This is a genomic window from Streptomyces sp. NPDC014891 (assembly GCF_043081085.1).
Classification (GTDB): Bacteria; Actinomycetota; Actinomycetes; order Streptomycetales; family Streptomycetaceae; genus Streptomyces.
Genome location: NZ_JBIBWF010000008.1, coordinates 36,047 through 55,467, shown reverse-complemented (window position 1 = coordinate 55,467; position 19,421 = coordinate 36,047). Strand labels below are relative to the sequence as shown.

Below are 19,421 nucleotides of genomic sequence, written 5' to 3'. Positions count from 1 at the left end.
GTCCGGGCCGGTGCCCGGACCGGGCCCGGGTCAGCCGGACTCGGTGCCGTCCGTCGGCGGCGGGTCCGAGTTGTTGCCGCCGGTGGGATCGGTGGGCGTCCCGGTCTCCGGCGGATCCGTGTTCGTCGGCGGGTCCGTGGGCTCCGTCGGCTCGTCCGTGGGCTCGGTGGGCGGCTCGGTCGTCGTCGACGGCTCGGTCGTCGGCGGAGCCGTCGTGGGCGGCTGCGTCGTCGGCTGGTACGTCGTCGGCGGCGGCCACGGGTCCTGCGTGACGCCCCCGTCGGACGTGCCCGGGTCGGTCGACGGCTGCTCGGACTCCGTCGACGGCGAGGGCGAGGGCTCCTCGGACCGGGTCGACGGCGAGGTGCTGACCGTCGGCGTCGTGCCGCCCGTGGTGCCACCGGGTGCGCCGGCCTTGTCCAGGGCGTAGACGACCCCGGCGACGACCGCGATCAGCGCGAGCGCGGCGAACAGCCAGATCTTGCCGCGGCGGCCGTTCCCGCCGTGCGACCCGTACGAACCGTCCTGGCCGTAGCCGCCGTTGCCGCCCGTACCGCCGTCGTATCCGCCGTACCCGCCGTCCTCCGGGTTCATCGGGGGAAGGATCGGGCCCTGCGAGGTGTCGCCGTGCATGGGGTGGCCCATCGCGGTCGTCGCGGCCACGCCGCCGACCGGGGTGTGACCGCCCTCGTGCGCCTCCACCGGCCCGGTGTTCCACGTGCCGGTGTGGCCGCCCTGCTGCTGAAGCATCTGCAGGCCGTACTGGATGAGGCCGCGCATCTCCTCGGCGCTCTGGAACCGGTCGTCCGGGTCCTTGGCGAGCGAGCGCATCACCAGGCCGTCGAGCTCCGGCGGCACGGACTGCGTGACGTCGGACGGCGGCACCGGCGCGTCCTGGACGTGCTGGTACACGACGGACAGCGGCGTCTCACCGGTGAACGGGGGCCGCAGCGCCAGGAGTTCGTAGAGGAGGCAGCCCGTCGCGTACAGGTCGGAGCGGTGGTCGACGGCCTTGCCGAGCGCCTGCTCGGGGGAGAGGTACTGGGGGGTGCCCATGACCATGCCGGTCTGGGTCATCGTCGACTGCGCGCCGTGCAGGGCGCGGGCGATGCCGAAGTCCATGACCTTCACGGCGCCGCCGTGGGTGATGATCACGTTCGCCGGCTTGATGTCGCGGTGCACGATGCCGTGCTGGTGCGAGTAGGCCAGCGCCTCCAGGACCCCGGAGACGATGATGAGGGCCTGCTCGGGCCCGGGGGCCTCGGCGCTGAGCAGCAGGTCGCGGATGGTGCGGCCCTCGACCAGCTCCATCACGATGTACGGCACGGGCCGGCCGGCCACGATGTCCTCGCCGGAGTCGTAGACCGCGACGATGGCGTGGTGGTTGAGCCCGGCGACCGACTGGGCCTCGCGGGTGAAGCGGGCCTTGGACACCGGGTCCTCGGCGAGGTCGGCGCGGAGGAGCTTGACCGCGACGGTGCGGCCGAGCCGCACGTCCTCGGCCGCGAAGACCTCCGCCATGCCGCCGCGTCCCAGACGGTGCGTCAGGCGGTACCGGCCGTCGCCGACGACCCCGCCGACGCCCCAGGACTCCGCCGACGAGTCCGGCACGCCGCCGCCTGCTCCGGATTCGGGTGCCATCAGTCCTCGCCGTCGTCTGTCGTGCCGTGTCCAGTCGTCACGCTACAGGCTCCGTACGACACCACGGTCCGAGATGGACCGGCCATCCAATCCCTTCCACGTACACCTGTGCAAATTCGACAGGATTCCTCCGCCCCCGCGGAAACGGTTCGGAGAAGCTTCCTGTGCGGAGGGTCACGGAACGGGCACCTGGCTTGACGTGTCACTGCCCTCGGGCAGACTTGGCCGAGAAATTCCGGATCAACGCCGCCTCGCGCGCGTAGGGGGAAGCACAGATGAGCCAGGACGGCGCACAGGGCCGCTATGCGGGCGGTTCGGTCGCGGGCGGCCGGTACCAGCTGCGCGACCTTCTCGGCGAGGGCGGGATGGCGTCGGTCTACCTCGCCTACGACAGCGCGCTCGACCGCCAGGTCGCGATCAAGACGCTGCACACCGAGCTGGGCCGCGAACAGTCCTTCCGCGAACGTTTCCGCCGCGAGGCGCAGGCGGTCGCGAAGCTGTCGCACACCAACATCGTCTCGGTCTTCGACACCGGCGAGGACACCCTCGACGGCGCCGTCATGCCGTACATCGTCATGGAGTACGTGGAGGGGCAGCCGCTCGGCTCGGTCCTCGCCTCGGACATCCAGCAGTACGGCGCGATGCCGGCCGACCGGGCGCTGAAGGTCACCGCGGACGTGCTCGCCGCGCTGGAGGTCAGCCACGAGATGGGCCTGGTCCACCGCGACATCAAGCCCGGCAACGTGATGCAGACCAAGCGCGGCGTGGTCAAGGTCATGGACTTCGGCATCGCCCGCGCCATGCAGTCCGGGGTCACGTCGATGACCCAGACCGGCATGGTCGTCGGCACCCCCCAGTACCTCTCCCCCGAGCAGGCCCTCGGGCGCGCGGTGGACGCCCGCTCCGACCTGTACTCGGTCGGCATCATGCTCTTCCAGCTGCTGACCGGCCGGCTGCCCTTCGACGCCGACTCTCCGCTGGCCATCGCCTACGCGCACGTCCAGGAGGAGCCGGTCGCCCCGTCGACCGTCAACCGGGCGGTGACCCCGGCGATGGACGCGCTCGTCGCCCGCGCGCTGCGAAAGAACCCGAACGAGCGGTTCCCGAACGCGGCCGCGATGCGCGACGAGTGCCTCCGGGTGCTCTCCGCCGGCCAGACCGGTGCTCCGTCGATCGTCCCCGGCAACCCCGTCAGCAGCGGCGCGGGCGTCGGCTCGGCGGTCTTCCCGCCCGTCGGCCAGACCCCGCCGCCGGCCCCGCACACCGGACCGCACGGGGTGCAGCACCCCTACCAGCCGCCGACGCCGGGGCCGTACGGTCCGGCGACCCCGGCGCCCGCCCCCTCGTACGGCTACCCGCAGCAGGCGCCGACGCCCGTTCCCGGGTACCAGACCCATCACGCCCAGCAGAACGCGTACCAGGCGCCCACCCCGGCTCCGTACTCCACCGCGCACACGTCCGCGCCGAGCACGGCGGGCGGTTCGCGACGGAACACCCCGATGATCGTCGGCGCGGTCGTCGTCGCCCTGCTCGCGGTCGGCGGCCTGCTCGTCGCCCTGAACCTCGACAAGGGCGAGGACCCCGAGGCCGGCACCGGCGGCACGGGCACCCAGCAGAGCCAGACCGCGGCACCCGGCCACAAGGGCCCCGACCTCACCAAGACGATCGACCCGAAGAAGTGCAGCCAGCCGACGGAGTCGAGCGACGACCCGGAGAAGTTCGAGGTCCCGAACTTCACGTACAAGAACATCCAGTCGGTGAAGGCCTGCGTCCAGGCCGGCGGCTGGAAGATCATGACGCAGACGCCCGTGGACGAGTCCACGTACGGCGAGGGCACGATCCTGGAGCAGTACCCGCCGGCCGGCGAGGACATCACCGACAAGGACGCCGAGTTCACCCTCAAGGTCTCCACCGGCAACCCGCCGCAGTAGACGGGTCGCCCTCCCCGCTGTCGGACGAGGCCCTCCCCGCCGGACGCGGTCCGGCGGGGAGGGCTTTGCGCGGGGGGCTTCGTGCAGGGGGCTTTGTGCAGGGGGCTTCGTGCAGGGGGCTTCGTGCAGGGGGCCGTGCAGGGAGGCCTCGCGCCGGGAGGCGGCGTCATGCAGGGAGGGCCTCGTGCCGGGAGGGCCTCCTGCCGGGGGCCGTGCACCGGGAGTCCCGTCCAAACGGGGGACCCCTCTGTTCCTCCCCGGATTCCGGCTTCGGAGCCGTTCCTCCTGTTCCCGGGCGTCGCCGTCACCCTTCCTGACGCTCCTTTACGTCGACCGCCCCCGTCCCGGATGCCGGACTCGCCCCGACATGTGACGCTGAGTTCACTATCTCGGCGGCTCGGTACGGGAGGGGGTCACCCGGTGACTCCAGCACTCCGCAGGGCGCGGGCACGGGTCCTCGGATCCGCTCTCACCTGCTTGTTCGCCGGCGCGTGCGCCCTGCCCGGGGGGCCGCTCGCCCACGGAGCCGAGGCACCGGCCGGCTCCACGGTGATCGTGGCGCCGACCACGCCCCCGACCGCCACGCCGCCCCCGCCCTCCACCTCGCCGCCCACCCCGTCGGCCTCCTCCGTCGCACCCTCCCCGACGGTCACCCGCTCCCCTTCCGCCACCTCCCCCTCTCCGGGACGCACCGGCGCCGCAGGCACGCCCGCGCCTCCCGCGCCCGCCCCCGCCGGCACGGGCGCGGCCGCCCCCGCCGCTCCGAGCGCCGAGCCCAGCGACGCGCCCTCGCCCGAAGGCTCCGCCTCGCTGGCGGGCCGGCCCGCGGGTGAGGGGCGACCACGGCCGGGACGCTCCGTGGCCCCGGTGCCCGCGGGCGACGCGCCCCGGCAGCCCGAGTCCCCTCGTACCGAAACTGCAACAGACCCGGAGCGCCCCGAGGCCGTCGAGGAGGAGGCCCGGGAGGTACGCGAGGAGGAGGCCGTCGCACCGGAGGCGGCACCCGCGAGCCGGCCCGGCGCCGCGCCGGGGATGGCCGCCGAATCCGCCGAACCCCTCGTCGACCAGCGGATTCCCGTGCTCACGCTCGGGGTCGGCCTGGCACTGATGGGGCTCGGGATCGGCTTCCTCGGGCTCCGGATGCGGCGCCGCTGAGCCCTCGCGGACCCCCGGGGTCCCCCTTGAGGCGGATGCGGCCCTTCCGTCTCAGGACGGTTGTCCGTCCCGGCATACCCGGTATACATACTGAGTATGTCCATCCGCCACGGGCTTCTCGCCCTCCTCGAACGCGGCCCTCGGTACGGCTCCCAGCTCCGTACGGAGTTCGAGTCGCGCACGGGTTCCACCTGGCCCCTCAACGTCGGCCAGGTGTACACGACCCTCAACCGGCTCGAACGCGACGGCATGGTCGCCCAGGGCGGCGAGGACCCGGCCGGGCACACCCTGTACACGATCACCGACAGCGGCCGCGCCGAACTGCGGACCTGGTTCGAGAAGCCGGTGGACCGCACCAGCCCCGCCCGTGACGAGCTGGCGATCAAGCTCGCCATGGCCGTGGGCGCCCCCAGCGTCGACATCCGCGACGTCATCCAGTCCCAGCGCCGGCACACCGTGAAGGCGATGCAGGACTACACCCGCCTCAAGGCCCAGGCCCTGATCGCCGTCGAGAGCGGCGGAGCGCGGGAGCGGGACGACGTCGCCTGGCTGCTCGTCCTGGAACAGCTGATCTTCCAGACCGAGGCCGAGGCGCGCTGGCTGGACCACTGCGAGTCCCGGCTGATCCGCCTCTCGACGACGGCCGCGGAGGCGGGCGCCGCTCCGGGCGCCGCGGCGCCCCCGGCCCGGAAGGCCCCCGGAACCGCCGACGGACCCGGTGCCGCCGACGGACCCGACACCGTCGCCCGGCCGGGCGCCGACGCGGTCCGCACCGGCACCGCACCGTCCGAGACCACCCCACCCGCGGCCCGGGGACGCTGACCGCGGCCCCACGCCCCACCCGCACCTTTCGCCCCACCCGTACCTCCGGCGACGCGCGCCCCACGTGCGCGCCGCATCCGGCGTACGGCCCGCACACCGCCCGCCGAACGGCCCGCACACCGTCCGCCGAACGGCCCGCGCCACACCGGCCGTACCACCTTTCCACCGCTCGCTCCCGTGTCCGGCCGATCGCCGGACACGCCCAAGGGGGGACCCCTCATGTCCGCACAGCAGCCCGTGCTGCAACTCAAGAACCTGACCCGCGTCCACGGCGCGGGTGCCACCGAGGTGCATGCCCTGCGCGGCATCGACCTCGCCGTGTACCCGGGTGAACTCGTCGCCGTCATGGGCCCGTCCGGCTCCGGCAAGTCCACGCTGCTCACCATCGCCGGCGGCCTCGACGCCCCCACCTCGGGAGAGGTGATCGTCGAGGACACCGACATCACCACGGCGAGCGTCAAGGAGCTCGCGGCCCTGCGCCGCCGCAGCATCGGCTACGTCTTCCAGGACTACAACCTCATCCCGGCCCTCACCGCCGCCGAGAACGTCGCCCTGCCGCGCGAGCTGGACGGGACCTCCTCCCGGAAGGCGCGCGTCGAGGCCCTCAAGGCACTGGAGGAGATGGGCCTCGGCCACCTCGCCGACCGCTTCCCCGACGAGATGTCCGGCGGCCAGCAGCAGCGCGTGGCCATCGCCCGCGCCCTCGTCGGAGAGCGCCGCCTCGTCCTCGCCGACGAGCCCACCGGCGCCCTCGACTCCGAGACCGGCGAGTCCGTGCTCGCCCTGCTCCGCAGCCGCTGCGACGCGGGCGCGGCCGGTGTCCTCGTCACCCACGAGCCGCGCTTCGCGGCCTGGGCGGACCGGGTCGTGTTCCTGCGGGACGGCGCCATCGTCGACCAGACCGTGCGCAGTGAGGCCGATTCCCTGCTGACGGGCCAGGTGGCTGAGGCGTGAAGACCTGGTTCCACTCCTGGCGGGCCGCGATACGCATAGCCCGCCGCGACGCCTGGCGCTCCAAGGGCCGCAGCGCCCTCGTCCTGGCGATGATCGCCCTGCCGATCCTGGGCGTCAGCGCCCTCGATCTGACCTTCCGCAGCTCCGAGCTGTCCCCCGCCGAGCGGGCAGACCGCTCGATCGGCGCGGCCGACGCCCGCTTCAAGGACTCCGGCTACGGCGGGGTGCCGATCCTCCAGGACCCGTCCGGGGACCTGAACACCCCGGCCAAGGACTACGCGGACACGGTCTGGCCGAGCGGCCCCACCGATGTCACCAAGACCTTCCCCGCGGGATCCACGGTCCTCACGGACACCTCCGGCAGCGCCAAGCTGACGACGAAGCACGGTCTGCTCGTCACCGAGGTGCGTGAGCTCAAGGCCGCCGACCCGATGGCGCGCGGCATCACGACCCTGCTGGAGGGCCGCTACCCGGAGAAGAACGACGAGGTCGTCGCGACCTCGCACTTCCTGGAGAGCAGCGGTCTCTCGGTCGGCTCGACCCTTTCCGCACGCAATTTCGACCGCCCGTACCGGATCGTCGGCTCCTACGAGATTCCCGACCAGCTGAAGGCCGACCAGGTCAACGTGCTCCCCGGGGCCTTCCACGCCCCGTACGCGAAGGCCGTCGAGAAGGCCGGTCTGCAGAAGCCCGACACCAGCACCACGTACCTGGTGCGCGCGTCGGGTGGTTTCACGTGGAACATGGTCAAGGAGATCAACACCAAGGGTGTGATCGTCTCCTCCCGTGCCGTGATGATCGACCCGCCGGCCAAGTCCGAGATCCCGCTCTTCCAGAAGGAGGGCTGGGGCGACTTCGAGTCCAGCGCGGTCGGCAACGCCGCCGAACTCGCGGCCGTCGGCACGGTCGTCGGTCTGGCGATGCTGGAGATCTGCCTGCTCGCCGGACCCGCCTTCGCGGTCGGCGCCCGTCGCTCGCGCCGCCAGCTCGGTCTGGTCGGGGCCAACGGCGGCGCCCGCAGCCACATCCGGGCCATCGTGCTGAGCGGCGGTCTGGTCATCGGTGTCGCCGCGGCGATCACCGGTACAGTCCTCGCCCTGATCCTCACCAAGGCGCTCCAGCCCTTCCTGGAGGAGACCATGGGGCAGCGGTTCGGCGCCTTCGACGTCCGGCCGCTGGAGATCCTCGGCATCGCGCTGCTCGCCGTGCTGACCGGTCTGCTCGCCGCCATCGTGCCGGCGATCACCGCCTCCCGGCAGACGGTCCTCGCCTCGCTCACCGGCCGTCGCGGTATCCGCCGCAGCAGCCGTGTCCTGCCTCTGATCGGCCTCGCGGCGCTCCTGATCGGCGGCGCCATCGCGCTCTTCGGGTCCATGGTCAGCCAGCAGTTCATCATCGTCGCCGGCGGCTCCGCGATCGCCGAGCTGGGCGTGGTCGCCATGACCCCGGCGCTGGTCGGCCTGTTCGGCCGGACCGGCCGCTGGCTGCCGCTGTCCCCGCGGCTCGCGCTGCGGGACGCCGTGCGCAACCGGGGCCGTACGGCTCCCGCCGTCGCCGCCGTCCTCGCCGCCGTCGCCGGCACGGTCGCCGTCTCCACCTACATGGCCAGCGAGGAGGCCCAGCGCAGGGCCGAGTACACGGCCCAGCTGCCGCACGGCACCGTCGCCGCGTTCGTCAACGAGGAGGGCGGCCGGGACGTCCCCGCCGTCCGCGACGCCATCCAGCGGTACGTCCCCGTCGACGTCCGCGCCGACGTCCAGCGCGTCGCGGTCGGCAAGCCCAGCTGCATGCCCTGGGACAGCGCCGCGGGCTGCGGCCGCTTCGAGGTCGTCGTCCCCTCGGCGAACGAGTGCCCCATGTACGCCTCGGTCCCCGGCGGCGGCGACCCCGCCGAGAAGTTCACCCCCGATCAGCGCCGCAAGATGCTCAGCGAGGACTGGCGGTGCAAGGAGGGCCGCAGCAACGGCATGTACGTCTCCGAAGGCGGGCTCCTCGTCGGTGACGCCGCACTGCTCCAGGTGCTCGGCCTCGACGACCCCGCGACCGTGAAGGCCCTCGCCGACGGCAAGGTCGTCAGCTTCAACCCGGTCAACGTCGACAAGAACGGCAGGTACGGGATCAAGCAGATCACCGACCTGGCCGCCGCCGACAAGGCCTCCCAGGACGGCAAGCCCGCGCCTGGCAAGGTCACCCTGCTTCCCGCGTACCAGGTCCCCGGGGACACCCAGTCCTACGGCGTCCAGGCCCTGATGACCCCGGCCACCGCCAAGGCCGCCGGACTCACGACGGTGCCGCTCGGCAGCTACGCCAGCACGGACCGGCTGCCCGACACCGAGGCGCGCCAGAAGCTCGACGGCGAGCTCACCAAGCTCGGCAGCAACGTCGAACTCCACGTCGAGGAGGGCTTCGTCAACTCGTACAGCCTCATCCTGCTGTCCCTGGCGATCTTCGCGGGGCTCGTGACCGTCGGCGCCGCCGGCATCGCCACCGGGCTCGCCCAGGCCGACGCCGAGGCCGATCTGAAGACGCTGGCCGCCGTCGGCGCCCCGCCGCGGGTCCGCCGGACCCTCAGCGGTTTCCAGTGCGGTGTCGTCGCCGCGATGGGCGTCCTCCTCGGCTCCGCCGCCGGAGTGCTGCCCGCCGTGGGACTCCGGCTGAACGAGGAACGGCAGCAGTTCCGCTGGCACGAGGAGTCCGTCGCCCAGGGCTGGAGCACGGCCGCCGACGCGCCGTACGTGCCGATCGTCATCCCCTGGGAGACCCTCGCCGGACTCCTCGTCGCCGTACCGGTCGGCGCCGCGCTGCTGGCCGCCCTGGTGACCCGCTCCCGCGGCGCGCTGGCCCGGCGCGAGGCGACCTGACGGTCTTCGTTGTCGTCCCGTGCCCCCGTACGAGGGTGGATCACCCTCGTACGGGGGCACACCCCGTGGTGACGCATGTGTACGAGAGAATGGCGGCATGGAGATGCCGAGGAATGACAGGTCGCAGGAGAGCCCCCAGGTCCTCATCGTGGGACAGGACGGGATGGCGCTCGGCGGCACTCAGGGCGACGACGAACCCCGCGAGGTCCCGGTGACGGAAATGGTCGAGCAGCCTGCGAAGGTCATGCGGATCGGCAGCATGATCAAGCAGCTCCTGGAGGAAGTACGCGCGGCACCTCTCGACGAGGCCAGCCGGGTCAGGCTCAAGGACATCCACGCCAGCTCCGTGAAGGAGCTGGAGGACGGGCTCGCGCCCGAACTGGTCGAGGAACTGGAGCGGCTATCCCTGCCGTTCACGGACGAGGCGATCCCCTCCGAGGCGGAGCTGCGCATCGCGCAGGCGCAGCTCGTCGGCTGGCTGGAGGGCCTCTTCCACGGCATCCAGACGGCGCTCTTCGCCCAGCAGATGGCGGCCCGCGCCCAGCTGGAGCAGATGCGCCGGGCGCTCCCGCCGGGCGCGTCGCACGACGATGACGACGACGACCGCGGCCCCGGCCACGCGGTCCGCTCGGGGCCGTACCTGTAGCCCCCGGCGAAGCACGGACGAGGAGGGGCCCGGCACACCGCGTGCCGGGCCCTTCACGCATCCGTGACGACGCAGCGGGCGAGGCCCCCGGGCCGCACCCCGAGGAACCGGGCGAAGCCCCAGGCCTCACCCCGAGGAAGCGGGCGAAGTCCCCGGGCCCTACCCCGAGGAACCGGGCCCGTCAGGCCCGCGGAGCCAGCAGCAGGACCTTGCCGACGTGGCTGCCCGCCTCCAGCGCCCGGTGTCCCTCGGAGGCGTCGCTCAGCGACAGCGTCCGGTCGACGACCGGCCGGACCGTTCCCGCGCCGATCAGCGGCCAGACGTGTTCCCGGACGGCGGCCACGATCGCCGCCTTCTCGTCCGCTGGACGGGCCCGCAGCGTGGTCGCCATGACCGCGGCCCGCTTCGCGAGCAGCGCCCCGAGGTTCAGCTCGCCCTTGACGCCGCCCTGCAGGCCGATGACGACGAGCCGGCCGTTCACGGCCAGCGCCTTCACGTTCCGCTCCAGGTACTTGGCGCCGACGATGTCCAGGATGACGTCCGCCCCCGCCTCGTCCGTCGCCTTCGCCAGCTCCTCGACGAAGTCCTGCTCGCGGTAGTCGATGAGGATGTCCGCGCCGAGCTCGGCACAGCGCGCCAGCTTCTCGGGGCCGCCCGCGGTGACCGCGACCCGCGCCCCGATCGCCTTGGCCAGCTGGATCGCCATCGTGCCGATCCCGCTCGCCCCGCCGTGCACAAGCAGCGTCTCCCCCGGACGCAGGTGGGCGATCATGAAGATGTTGGACCAGACGGTGCAGGCCACCTCGGGGAGCGCCGCGGCCGTGGCCACGTCGACGCCCTCGGGCACCGGAAGCAGCTGGCCCGCGGGGACGACGACCTTCTCCGCGTATCCGCCGCCGGCGAGCAGCGCGCAGACCTCGTCGCCGACCGCCCAGCCCGCCACGCCCGGGCCGAGCGCGGAGATCCTGCCCGAGCACTCCAGGCCGGGGTACGGCGAGCTGCCCGGCGGCGGGTCGTAGAAGCCCTGCCGCTGGAGCAGGTCGGCGCGGTTGACGGCACTCGCCGCCACCTCGACGAGGACCTCGCCCTCGCCGGGTACGGGATCGGGCACCTCGGCCCAGACGAGGGCCTCGGGACCACCGGGTTCCGGAATCGTGATCGCATACATGCCGGCGAGGCTACTCCCGGCACCGGGCGGGTCGTGCTCAGTCCTCCGGCGGTGTCCTGAGCGGGGTGACCGGCGCGGCCCGGACGATGGTGATCACCCGGTCGGTGAGCTGGAGGGGGCTGGCGGCGGGGTCGTCGTACCCGAGCAGCCGGTGGCCGCGCAGCACGCTCACGACCAGGTCACCGGTCTCGCGGACGCTCTTCCCCACCTCGCTCTTGGTCACCGGGCGCTCCACCAGGTCGAGGCCGGAGCCCTGCTGGATGAGGTCCTCCATGACCGTGCCGGCGCTGGGGCTCAGCACGGACAGGCCGAGCAGGCGTCCGGCGGCGCTGGCGCTGGTGATGACCGCGTCCGCGCCGGACTGGCGCAGCAGCGGCGCGTTCTCCTCCTCGCGGACCGCGGCGACGATCTTCGCGCCTCGGTTGAGCTGGCGGGCCGTGAGGGTGACCAGAACGGCCGTGTCGTCGCGCTGGGTGGCGATGACGATCTGCCGGGCGCGCTGCACCTCGGCGCGGAGCAGCACGTCACTGCGGGTCGCGTCGCCGACGACGCCGACGAAGCCGTCCGCGTTCGCCGTCTCGATCACCTTGTTGGAGGGATCGACGATGACGATCTGCTCCTTGCTGAGACCGGTGGCGCAGAGCGTCTGGATCGCGGACCGCCCCTTGGTGCCGAAGCCGACGATGACGGTGTGGTCACGCAAGGTGGACCTCCAGCGGTTCAGCCGGAATTCCTCGCGGGTCCGCTCCGTGAGGACCTCGAGGGTGGTACCGACCAGGATGATCAGAAACAGCACGCGCAGAGGCGTGACCAGCAGGATGTTGGCGAGCCGTGCCGTGTCGCTGTACGGGACGATGTCGCCGTATCCGGTGGTGGAGAGCGTGACGGTCGCGTAGTAGGCGCAGTCGAGGAAGTCGAGCGTCTCGTTGGCGTTGTCGTGATACCCGCCGCGGTCGACGTAGACGATCATGATCGTCACGGCCAGCACGCCGAGGGCCATCAGGAGCCGCTTGCCGACCTGGCGCAGGGGCCGCTCGACCTCTCGGCGGGGCAGCTTGATCTGCGGGCCGGAGATCCGTTCCTCCGCGTGGCGGGCCATCGCGTCACGACTGGGAAGTTTCACGTGAAACACGCTCCTTGGGCCGGTACGGCCTCCTCTGCCGCCGGCCAGGAAAGGTCGAGGACATCCAGTTCTTGGCCGGGGCGGGCGCCGCCGGGCGGGACGACGGCCAGTCCGTCGGCGGCGGCGATGCCGCGCAGCATGGCCGGTCCGTTGTAGCGCAGGGGTACGGCCCGTCCACCGCGGCGCACGACCGGGACCAGCCGGGTGTCGTACGGGTGGCCGTGCACCTCGTCCCGCACGGGGACCCGCGACGGCTCGGGCACGGCGGCCGCGGCCCCGGTCAGGGCCGCCAGAAGCGGCTCGGCCAGCGTCAGGAGCCCGGAGACCGCCGCGAGGGGGTTGCCGGGAAGCCCGACGAGATGACGGACGCGCGGGGCCGGTGCACCCCCGGCCGTCACGTCGGTGGCCGGACCACCCGCGGCCGGGGCGGCGGCGAGCCCGGTGTCCCCGGACGGCGTGGCAGGGGACGCGGTGGCCCCCGACAGCGTGGCAGGGGACCCGGAGACGCCGGACGGCACGGGCTCGGGCGGCTCGGAGTCCGGTGGGCCGGGCTCGATCGCCTCGGGAAGCGTGTCGAGGCGGGCGAGGAGCATCGGGTGGCCCGGGCGGACCTTCACCCCGTCGACCAGGAGCGTCGCACCGGCCTTCTCCAGGACTCCGTGGACGTGGTCCACGGGCCCGGCGGCGGTCCCGCCGGTGGTGAGCACCAGATCGGCGGCGGAACCGGTGACGGCCGCGTACAGCTCCTCGGCCTCGTCTCCGATGCGGCGGACGCCGAGGACGTCGGCGCCGAGAGCCGCCAGCCACGGGCCCAGCATCGGGCCGAGGGCGTCGCGGATGAGGCCGTCGTGGGGGAGCCCCGCGGCGAGCAGCTCGTCGCCGAGGACCAGGATCTCGACCCGGGGGCGGGGCGGCACGGGAAGCTCGTCGTATCCGGCGGCCGCGGCGAGGCCCAGCACGGCGGGGGTCACGACGCTGCCGGCGGGCAGCAGCTCCTCGCCGGAACGGCACTCCTGGCCGCGGGGCCGGATGTCCTGTCCCGGTACGACCTCGCGCAGGGCGTACAGCAGGGCGCCCTCGGTGCGGGCGTGCTCGCTGCGGACCACGGCGGTGGTGCCGTCGGGGACGCGGGCCCCGGTGGCGATCCGCACGGCCTCGCCGTCGTGCGCGACGGCCTCGGACGCGCGGCCGGCGAGGACGGCGTCCTGGGCCCGTACGGTCCACGGCCCGGGCCCCGCGACGGCCCAGCCGTCCATGGCGGAGGTGTCGAAGGACGGCAGGTCGGTGAGGGCGAGCAGCGGCACGGCGAGGGCCTGGCCGAGGGCCTGAGCGAGCGGTACGCCGAGCGGCGCCCGGACGGCCCGGGCGGCGGCCCCGGCACGTACGGCCGCGGCGCGCGCCTCGGGCCAGGCGGTGGCCCGGTGCGGCTGCCCGGACCGCTTGTCGCCGGTTCCGGGGGTCACCGGGAGGTGCTCCTGCAGGGTCATCCGGCCTCGTCCTGCTCGGCGGCCCAGCGCTGGGCCAGCGCGGCGGCCTTGCGGGCGGCCTCGGCGACCGCCTCGGGGCCGCCCCCGTCGGCCGCGCGCGCGGCCGCGTAGCCCACCAGGAAGGTGGTCAGGGGAGCGGCGGGGCGGGCCACGCCGTGGGCGGCGTCGCGGGCCAGATCGAGCAGCACGCCGGTGTCGACGTCCAGCTCGATACCCAGTTCGTCCTTGACTGCGGTGATCCATTCATCCAGCACGGTCCCATGCTCCCTGATGCGGGCCCGGGCCGTGGCGATGTCCTCCCAGGTGTCGCAGTCGAAGGAGGCGTGCGGCGCCGCGGCGACCCGGACGAGGCTCAGGGCGCCGGTGAGCCGCCGCAGCGGACCGCCGGCGAGGGTGCCGCGTTCCTCGGCGATCCGCGCCAACTCCCGTCGGAGCGGGGTCGTTCGGTAGACGGCGACGAGCGGCTGGTCCCGTTCCTCGGCGTCGGTGAGGAGCGCGGCCTCGGCCTCGGGGTGGTCGGAGAGCGCGCCGAGCAGCCGGTGGACGGTGTCCTCGTCGAGGAAGGGCAGGTCGGCGGAGAGCACGAGCAGCACACGGCCGCCGCCCCCGCCTGCCTGAGCACCACCGGTCGGCGCCCCACCCGCCAGAACACCCCCGGTCGGCGCCCCACCCGCCTGAGCGACGCTCGTTCCCTGGTCATCGGTACCGGCACCGGTACTGGTACTGGTACTGGTACTGGTCCCAGTCGCCGGGCCGTCGGGGTCCGCGTCCATGGCGCGTACTCCCGCGTCCAGAGCGGCGAGCGGGCCCCCGCCGGGCGGGTCCTCCCTGGTCCAGCGGACGGGACGGACGGTCGGGCGGGGGGCGCCGACGACGACCGTCCGCTCCGCGCCACGGCACGCGGCGAGGACCCGGTCGAGCAGCGGCCGGCCGCCGACCCGTACGCCGGGCTTGTCGGCGCCGCCGAGACGCCGGGCGGCGCCTCCGGCGAGCACGACGGCGTCATGGGGGGTGGTCACCCCAGCAGTATGGTCCGTCGCCGCTGCCCGCCGCCGGGTGCGTCTCCCTTGGTGAGACGGCCCGGCCGGCGGGACGGTCGGCGGCCGGGACCGAAGCGGGCCGGCGGGACCGGACGGGTCCCGCCGGAGCGCCGCGTCAGAGCGTGCGGAGCAGGACCGCGGGCTGCTCGACGCAGTCCGCCACGTACCGCAGGAAGCCGCCCGCCGTGCCGCCGTCGCAGACGCGGTGGTCGAAGGTGAACGAGAGCTGCACCACCTGACGCACGGCCAGTTCGCCCTGGTGGACCCACGGCTTGGGGATGATCCGGCCGACACCGAGCATCGCGGCCTCGGGGTGGTTGATGATCGGCGTGGAGCCGTCGACCCCGAACACCCCGTAGTTGTTCAGGGTGAAGGTGCCCCCGGTCAGATCGGCCGGGGTGAGCGCCGACTCCCGTGCGGCCTCCGTGAGTCGGGCGAACTCCGCCGTCAGCGACTCCGCCGTCCGGGTCCCCGCGTCCTTGACCACGGGCACGACCAGGCCCCGCGGGGTCTGCGCGGCGAAGCCGAGGTGCACGTCCGGCAGCCGGACGATCTCCCGCGTCGCGGTGTCCACGGTGGAGTTCAGCTCGGGGAACCGCGCCAGGGCGTGCACGCAGATCCGGGCGAGGAGCGCGAGGAGCGAGATCTTCGGCCCGCCCGCCGCGTTCATCGCCGTGCGTGCGGCCATCAGCTCCGTCGCGTCGGCGTCGACCCAGCAGGTCGCGTCCGGGATCTCCGTGCGGCTGCGCGACAGCTTGTCCGCCACGGCGCCGCGGACCCCGCGCAGCGGGACCCGCTCCCCGACCGGTGCCACGACCGCGGAGGAGGCCGCGGGGGCCGCCGCGCGGGCGGGGGCGGGCGCCGGCGCGGACGCCGGACGGTCGAGGGCCGCGAGGGCCAGCTCGACGTCGGCCCGCAGGATCAGGCCCTCGGGCCCCGATCCCCGCACCTCGCGCAGATCGAGCCCGCGGTCCCTGGCCAGCTTCCGCACCAGCGGCGAGATGACCGGCACCGGCCCCTCGTGGCCCGTGCCGGACCCGGCGACCTGAGCCGACGCGGCCGGAGCCGACGCGACCGGGGCGGCGGGCGCCTGCGCGGCCGGGGCGGCGGGCTCGGGTGCCTTCGCCACGGCGTGGCTCTCGTGGCGCACCCGGCGCCGCCGGGCGGCGGGACCGGCCGTGCCGTACCCGACGAGCACATTGCCCGAGTACTCCGACGACACGGCGGACTCGGCAGCACCCTCCCCCGCCGTGGGCGCGGCGCCGGGAGCGGCCTCGGCGAGCTCCTCCGGCGCGCCCGTCCCGCCCACCGCGACCGTCAGCAGCGGTGCGCCGACGGGCAGTTCGGTGCCCTCCTCGCCGTACCGGGCGGTCACGACACCGCCGTACGGGCAGGGCACCTCGACCATGGCCTTGGCCGTCTCGACCTCGACGACCGGCTGGTCGATGGCGACGACGTCGCCGACGCCGACCAGCCAGCGGACGATCTCCGCCTCGGTGAGTCCCTCGCCGAGGTCGGGCAGCTTGAACTCGAGCACCTGCGCCATCAGCTTCCCGCCTCCCACTGCAGCCGCGCCACCGCGTCCAGGACCCGGTCCACGCCCGGCAGATGGTGCCGTTCCAGCATCGGCGGCGGGTACGGGATGTCGAAGCCCGCGACCCGCAGCACCGGCGCCTCCAGGTGGTGGAAGCACCGCTCGGTCACGCGCGCGGCGATCTCCGCGCCGGGGCCGCCGAAGCCCGCCGACTCGTGGACGACGACGGCGCGACCGGTGCGCCGCACCGAGGCGCAGACGGTCTCGTCGTCGAAGGGGACGAGCGAGCGGAGGTCGATGACCTCCAGGTCCCAGCCCTCGGCCTGCGCGGCCTCCGCCGCCTCCAGGCAGACGGGCACGGAGGGTCCGTAGGTGATCAGCGTGGCACCGGTGCCGCGCCGCCGCACCACGGCCTTGCCGATCGGCTCCACGGCCGCCGGCGCCTCGGGGGACCAGTCGGACTTCGACCAGTAGAGCCGCTTGGGCTCCAGGAAGACCACCGGGTCGTCGGAGGCGATGGCCGCGCGCAGCAGCCCGTAGGCGTCCTCCACGGTGGCCGGGGTGACGACGTGGAGTCCCGGGGTGGCCGTGTAGTAGGCCTCGGAGGAGTCGCTGTGGTGCTCGACGCCGCCGATCCCGCCGCCGTACGGGACGCGGATGACGATCGGCATCGGCATCGCGCCGCGCGTGCGGTTCCGCATCTTCGCCACGTGGGAGATCAGCTGCTCGAACGCCGGGTAGGCGAACGCGTCGAACTGCATCTCGACGACCGGCCGCAGGCCGTACATCGCCATGCCGACCGCCGCGCCGAGGATGCCCGCCTCGGCCAGCGGGGTGTCCGTGCAGCGGTCCTCGCCGAACTCCTTGGCGAGCCCGTCGGTGACCCGGAAGACGCCGCCGAGGGTGCCGACGTCCTCGCCCATCACGTGGACGGTGGGGTCCTCGGCCATCGCGTCGCGCATGGCGCGCTGGAGCGCCTGCGCCATCGTGGCGGGCTTGGCCTTCCCGGCCCCGCCGCCCTTTCCGGGGTTCCCGGCGGTCCTGTCCGCCGTGGATCCGGTCGTCGCCGTCGTCATCACGCCTCACCCTCGGCTTCGAGCTCGGCGCGCAGCTGCGCCGCCTGTTCCCGCAGCTGCGTGGTCTGCTCCGCGTACACGTGGGCGAAGAGGTCCATCGGGTTCAGCACCGGCTCGGCGTTCATCCGCTCGCGCAGCTCCGCGGCCATCGTCTCGGCGGCCTCGGCGGCCTCCCGCCGGCCGTCCTCGTCGAGCAGGCCGCGCTCGGTCAGCTCCCGCTCCAGGATGAGGATCGGGTCGTGCGCCCGCCAGGCCTCGACCTCGGCGGCCGCGCGGTAGCGGGTGGCGTCGTCGGCGTTGGTGTGGGCGTCGATGCGGTACGTGACGGCCTCGACGAGCGTGGGGCCGCCGCCGCGCCGCGCACGGGCCACGGCCTCGGTGAGCACCTGGTGGACGGCGATCGCGTCGTTCCCGTCGACGAGCCGGCCGGGCATCCCGTATCCGACGGCCTTGTGGGCCAGCGAGGGGGCGGCGGTCTGCTTGGCGAGGGGCACGGAGATCGCGAAGCCGTTGTTCTGCACGAGGAAGACCACGGGGGCCTGCCAGACGGCGGCGAAGTTGAGCGCCTCGTGGAAGTCGCCCTCGCTGGTGCCGCCGTCGCCGACCATCGCGAGGGCGACGACGTCGTCGCCCTTGAGCCGGGCGGCGTGGGCGAGGCCCACCGCGTGCGGGAGCTGGGTGGCGAGCGGGGTGGAGAGCGGCGCGATGCGGTGCTCGTGCGGGTCGTACCCGGTGTGCCAGTCGCCACGGAGCAGGGTGAGCGCCTGCACCGGGTCGAGGCCGCGGGCCACCGCGGCCAGGGTGTCGCGGTACGAGGGGAAGAGCCAGTCGCGCTCCTCCAGGGCGAGGGCGGCGGCGATCTCGCACGCCTCCTGGCCGTGGGTGGAGGGGTACACGGCGAGCCGGCCCTGCTTGGTGAGGGCGGTGGCCTGCGTGTTGTACCGGCGGCCGCGGATCAGCTCCGCGTAGAGCCGGAGCAGCAGCGCGGGGTCGGCGTCGGCCACGGCGTCCGTGCCGAGCACGCGCAGCGGCTCGGTGTCGGGCAGCAGCGGGGCGGGGTCGGTCCGCGGCTGCCAGGCCGGCGGCGGGGTCGGCCGGTGGGCGGGAACGGCACCGGGCGGCTCTTGGACTGTCGAACTGCGCTGTTGCAACGAGTCCACCTCCTCGTGGGAGCGGGCATAAGACCCGAAGGCGGGTGGCGCGAGTGTGGCGCGCCTCACCTACCGATTGTTCGGTCGTGGAGGCATTTTGGCTACAGGCACCTTCAGCCTGTGGACAAACGGTTCTCCACAGCCTGGGATGAGTACAGGTCGTCCACCGGAGAGAGGCGGGGGGACATGGCGGATGAACAAATGGCCGTCGACCGGAGCGGGGCTCCGGACGGCGACACGGGCGGCGAGCCCCGCGGGACGGGGAGCGAGGTGCCCGGCGAGGCGCTGAGCGCCCCGATCGGCACGCCGACGGGCGCGCTTCCGGCACGCCCGCTGGACGCGATCGACCGGGACATCCTGCGGTTGCTGCAAACGGACGGCCGCGCCTCGGTGCGCTCCGTGGCCGAGCGGGTGCACGTCTCCCGGGCCAACGCCTACGCGCGCATCAACCGGCTCATCGACGACGGGGTGATCCGCGGCTTCAGCGCCCGGGTCAACCACGAGCGGGCGGGCCACGGCGCCTCCGCCTACATCACACTCAAGATCGTCCAGAACTCCTGGCGCACGGTCCGCGAGCAGCTCGGCGCGCTGCCGGGCGCCACGCACATCGCGCTGGTCAGCGGCGACTTCGACGTCCTGCTGCTGGTGCACACGCCGGACAACCGGACGCTGCGGGAGCTGGTGCTGACCCGCATCCAGGCGATCCCCGAGGTGCTGTCCACGCGCACGCTGCTGGTCTTCGAGGAGACGGACCTCAACACGGACCCGCACGCCTGAGCCCGCCCCCGGGAAGGCGGGCGGGGCCCCGGGAGCCGTAGGCCCCGGGCGGCCT

At 73.8% G+C, this 19,421-nt stretch carries 15 protein-coding genes; 7 read left to right on the top strand and 8 right to left on the bottom strand.

The features are described from left to right. Window positions 1-30: 30 nt before the first annotated feature. Complete coding sequence (locus tag ACF09E_RS22895) at window positions 31-1,641, bottom strand: protein kinase (protein ID WP_392206773.1); 1,611 nt, start codon at window positions 1,639-1,641, stop codon at window positions 31-33. Window positions 1,642-1,916: 275 nt separating this feature from the next. Between ACF09E_RS22895 and ACF09E_RS22890 the strand changes: the two genes are divergently transcribed. The 6 genes from ACF09E_RS22890 to ACF09E_RS22865 all read left to right on the top strand — a co-directional run bounded on the left by ACF09E_RS22890 (window position 1,917) and on the right by ACF09E_RS22865 (window position 10,010). Beyond that, on the top strand, window positions 1,917-3,572 hold the full coding sequence (locus ACF09E_RS22890) for a protein kinase (RefSeq protein WP_392206772.1): 1,656 nt from the start codon (window positions 1,917-1,919) through the stop codon (window positions 3,570-3,572). A gap of 420 nt (window positions 3,573-3,992) precedes the next feature. Continuing rightward, window positions 3,993-4,727, top strand: coding sequence for a hypothetical protein (locus ACF09E_RS22885; protein ID WP_392206771.1), 735 nt, complete (start codon window positions 3,993-3,995; stop codon window positions 4,725-4,727). Between the two features lie 96 nt (window positions 4,728-4,823). Next, window positions 4,824-5,549: a PadR family transcriptional regulator gene (locus ACF09E_RS22880; RefSeq protein WP_392206770.1), complete on the top strand. Its 726-nt coding sequence runs from the start codon at window positions 4,824-4,826 to the stop codon at window positions 5,547-5,549. Between the two features lie 219 nt (window positions 5,550-5,768). After that, complete coding sequence (locus ACF09E_RS22875) at window positions 5,769-6,503, top strand: ABC transporter ATP-binding protein (protein ID WP_392206769.1); 735 nt, start codon at window positions 5,769-5,771, stop codon at window positions 6,501-6,503. After that, window positions 6,500-9,364, top strand: a complete 2,865-nt coding sequence (locus ACF09E_RS22870) for an FtsX-like permease family protein (RefSeq protein WP_392206768.1) — start codon at window positions 6,500-6,502, stop codon at window positions 9,362-9,364. The genes ACF09E_RS22875 and ACF09E_RS22870 overlap by 4 nt, the downstream gene beginning before the upstream one ends. Window positions 9,365-9,461: 97 nt before the next feature. Continuing rightward, window positions 9,462-10,010 (top strand): bacterial proteasome activator family protein, encoded by a 549-nt coding sequence (locus ACF09E_RS22865; protein WP_015034799.1) that lies wholly within the window; start codon window positions 9,462-9,464, stop codon window positions 10,008-10,010. Between the two features lie 181 nt (window positions 10,011-10,191). Here the strand turns inward: ACF09E_RS22865 and ACF09E_RS22860 are convergent, their stop codons facing one another. The 7 genes from ACF09E_RS22860 to pdhA all read right to left on the bottom strand — a co-directional run bounded on the left by ACF09E_RS22860 (window position 10,192) and on the right by pdhA (window position 18,598). Further along, a complete protein-coding gene (locus tag ACF09E_RS22860) occupies window positions 10,192-11,178 on the bottom strand; it encodes an NAD(P)H-quinone oxidoreductase (protein WP_392206767.1) in 987 nt (328 codons plus the stop codon). Between the two features lie 37 nt (window positions 11,179-11,215). Further along, window positions 11,216-12,277 (bottom strand): potassium channel family protein, encoded by a 1,062-nt coding sequence (locus tag ACF09E_RS22855; RefSeq protein WP_392207074.1) that lies wholly within the window; start codon window positions 12,275-12,277, stop codon window positions 11,216-11,218. 20 nt (window positions 12,278-12,297) lie between these two features. Further along, window positions 12,298-13,788 carry a molybdopterin molybdotransferase MoeA gene (locus tag ACF09E_RS22850; RefSeq protein WP_392206766.1) on the bottom strand — a complete coding sequence of 497 codons (1,491 nt, stop codon included), beginning with the start codon at window positions 13,786-13,788 and terminating at the stop codon, window positions 12,298-12,300. After that, entirely contained in the window at window positions 13,785-14,807 is a 1,023-nt protein-coding gene (locus tag ACF09E_RS22845; protein WP_392206765.1) for an NTP transferase domain-containing protein, read from the bottom strand. Before ACF09E_RS22845 ends, ACF09E_RS22850 begins: the two co-directional genes overlap by 4 nt. Before the next feature lie 136 nt (window positions 14,808-14,943). Then, window positions 14,944-16,374, bottom strand: coding sequence for a dihydrolipoamide acetyltransferase family protein (locus ACF09E_RS22840; protein WP_392206764.1), 1,431 nt, complete (start codon window positions 16,372-16,374; stop codon window positions 14,944-14,946). Next, window positions 16,374-17,438 (bottom strand): alpha-ketoacid dehydrogenase subunit beta, encoded by a 1,065-nt coding sequence (locus ACF09E_RS22835; protein WP_392206763.1) that lies wholly within the window; start codon window positions 17,436-17,438, stop codon window positions 16,374-16,376. The genes ACF09E_RS22840 and ACF09E_RS22835 overlap by 1 nt, the downstream gene beginning before the upstream one ends. Then, complete coding sequence (pdhA, locus tag ACF09E_RS22830; protein WP_392207072.1) at window positions 17,438-18,598, bottom strand: pyruvate dehydrogenase (acetyl-transferring) E1 component subunit alpha; 1,161 nt, start codon at window positions 18,596-18,598, stop codon at window positions 17,438-17,440. The genes ACF09E_RS22835 and pdhA overlap by 1 nt, the downstream gene beginning before the upstream one ends. 177 nt (window positions 18,599-18,775) lie before the next feature. On the opposite strand from pdhA, the gene ACF09E_RS22825 reads away from it, so the two are divergent. Next, entirely contained in the window at window positions 18,776-19,366 is a 591-nt protein-coding gene (locus tag ACF09E_RS22825) for an Lrp/AsnC family transcriptional regulator (protein WP_392206762.1), read from the top strand. The last annotated feature ends 55 nt before the right edge of the window (window positions 19,367-19,421 follow it).

Excerpts from the sequence above, each read along its gene's own strand:
- ACF09E_RS22880 (WP_392206770.1), top strand. The coding sequence starts at position 4,824 with ATGTCCATCCGCCACGGGCTTCTCGCCCTCCTCGAACGCGGCCCTCGG.
- ACF09E_RS22890 (WP_392206772.1), top strand. The coding sequence starts at position 1,917 with ATGAGCCAGGACGGCGCACAGGGCCGCTATGCGGGCGGTTCGGTCGCG.
- ACF09E_RS22840 (WP_392206764.1), bottom strand. The coding sequence starts at position 16,374 with ATGGCGCAGGTGCTCGAGTTCAAGCTGCCCGACCTCGGCGAGGGACTC.
- ACF09E_RS22875 (WP_392206769.1), top strand. The coding sequence starts at position 5,769 with ATGTCCGCACAGCAGCCCGTGCTGCAACTCAAGAACCTGACCCGCGTC.
- ACF09E_RS22865 (WP_015034799.1), top strand. The coding sequence starts at position 9,462 with ATGGAGATGCCGAGGAATGACAGGTCGCAGGAGAGCCCCCAGGTCCTC.
- ACF09E_RS22835 (WP_392206763.1), bottom strand. The coding sequence starts at position 17,438 with ATGACGACGGCGACGACCGGATCCACGGCGGACAGGACCGCCGGGAAC.
- ACF09E_RS22850 (WP_392206766.1), bottom strand. The coding sequence starts at position 13,788 with ATGACCCTGCAGGAGCACCTCCCGGTGACCCCCGGAACCGGCGACAAG.
- ACF09E_RS22855 (WP_392207074.1), bottom strand. The coding sequence starts at position 12,277 with ATGGCCCGCCACGCGGAGGAACGGATCTCCGGCCCGCAGATCAAGCTG.
- ACF09E_RS22860 (WP_392206767.1), bottom strand. The coding sequence starts at position 11,178 with ATGTATGCGATCACGATTCCGGAACCCGGTGGTCCCGAGGCCCTCGTC.
- ACF09E_RS22825 (WP_392206762.1), top strand. The coding sequence starts at position 18,776 with ATGGCGGATGAACAAATGGCCGTCGACCGGAGCGGGGCTCCGGACGGC.
- ACF09E_RS22895 (WP_392206773.1), bottom strand. The coding sequence starts at position 1,641 with ATGGCACCCGAATCCGGAGCAGGCGGCGGCGTGCCGGACTCGTCGGCG.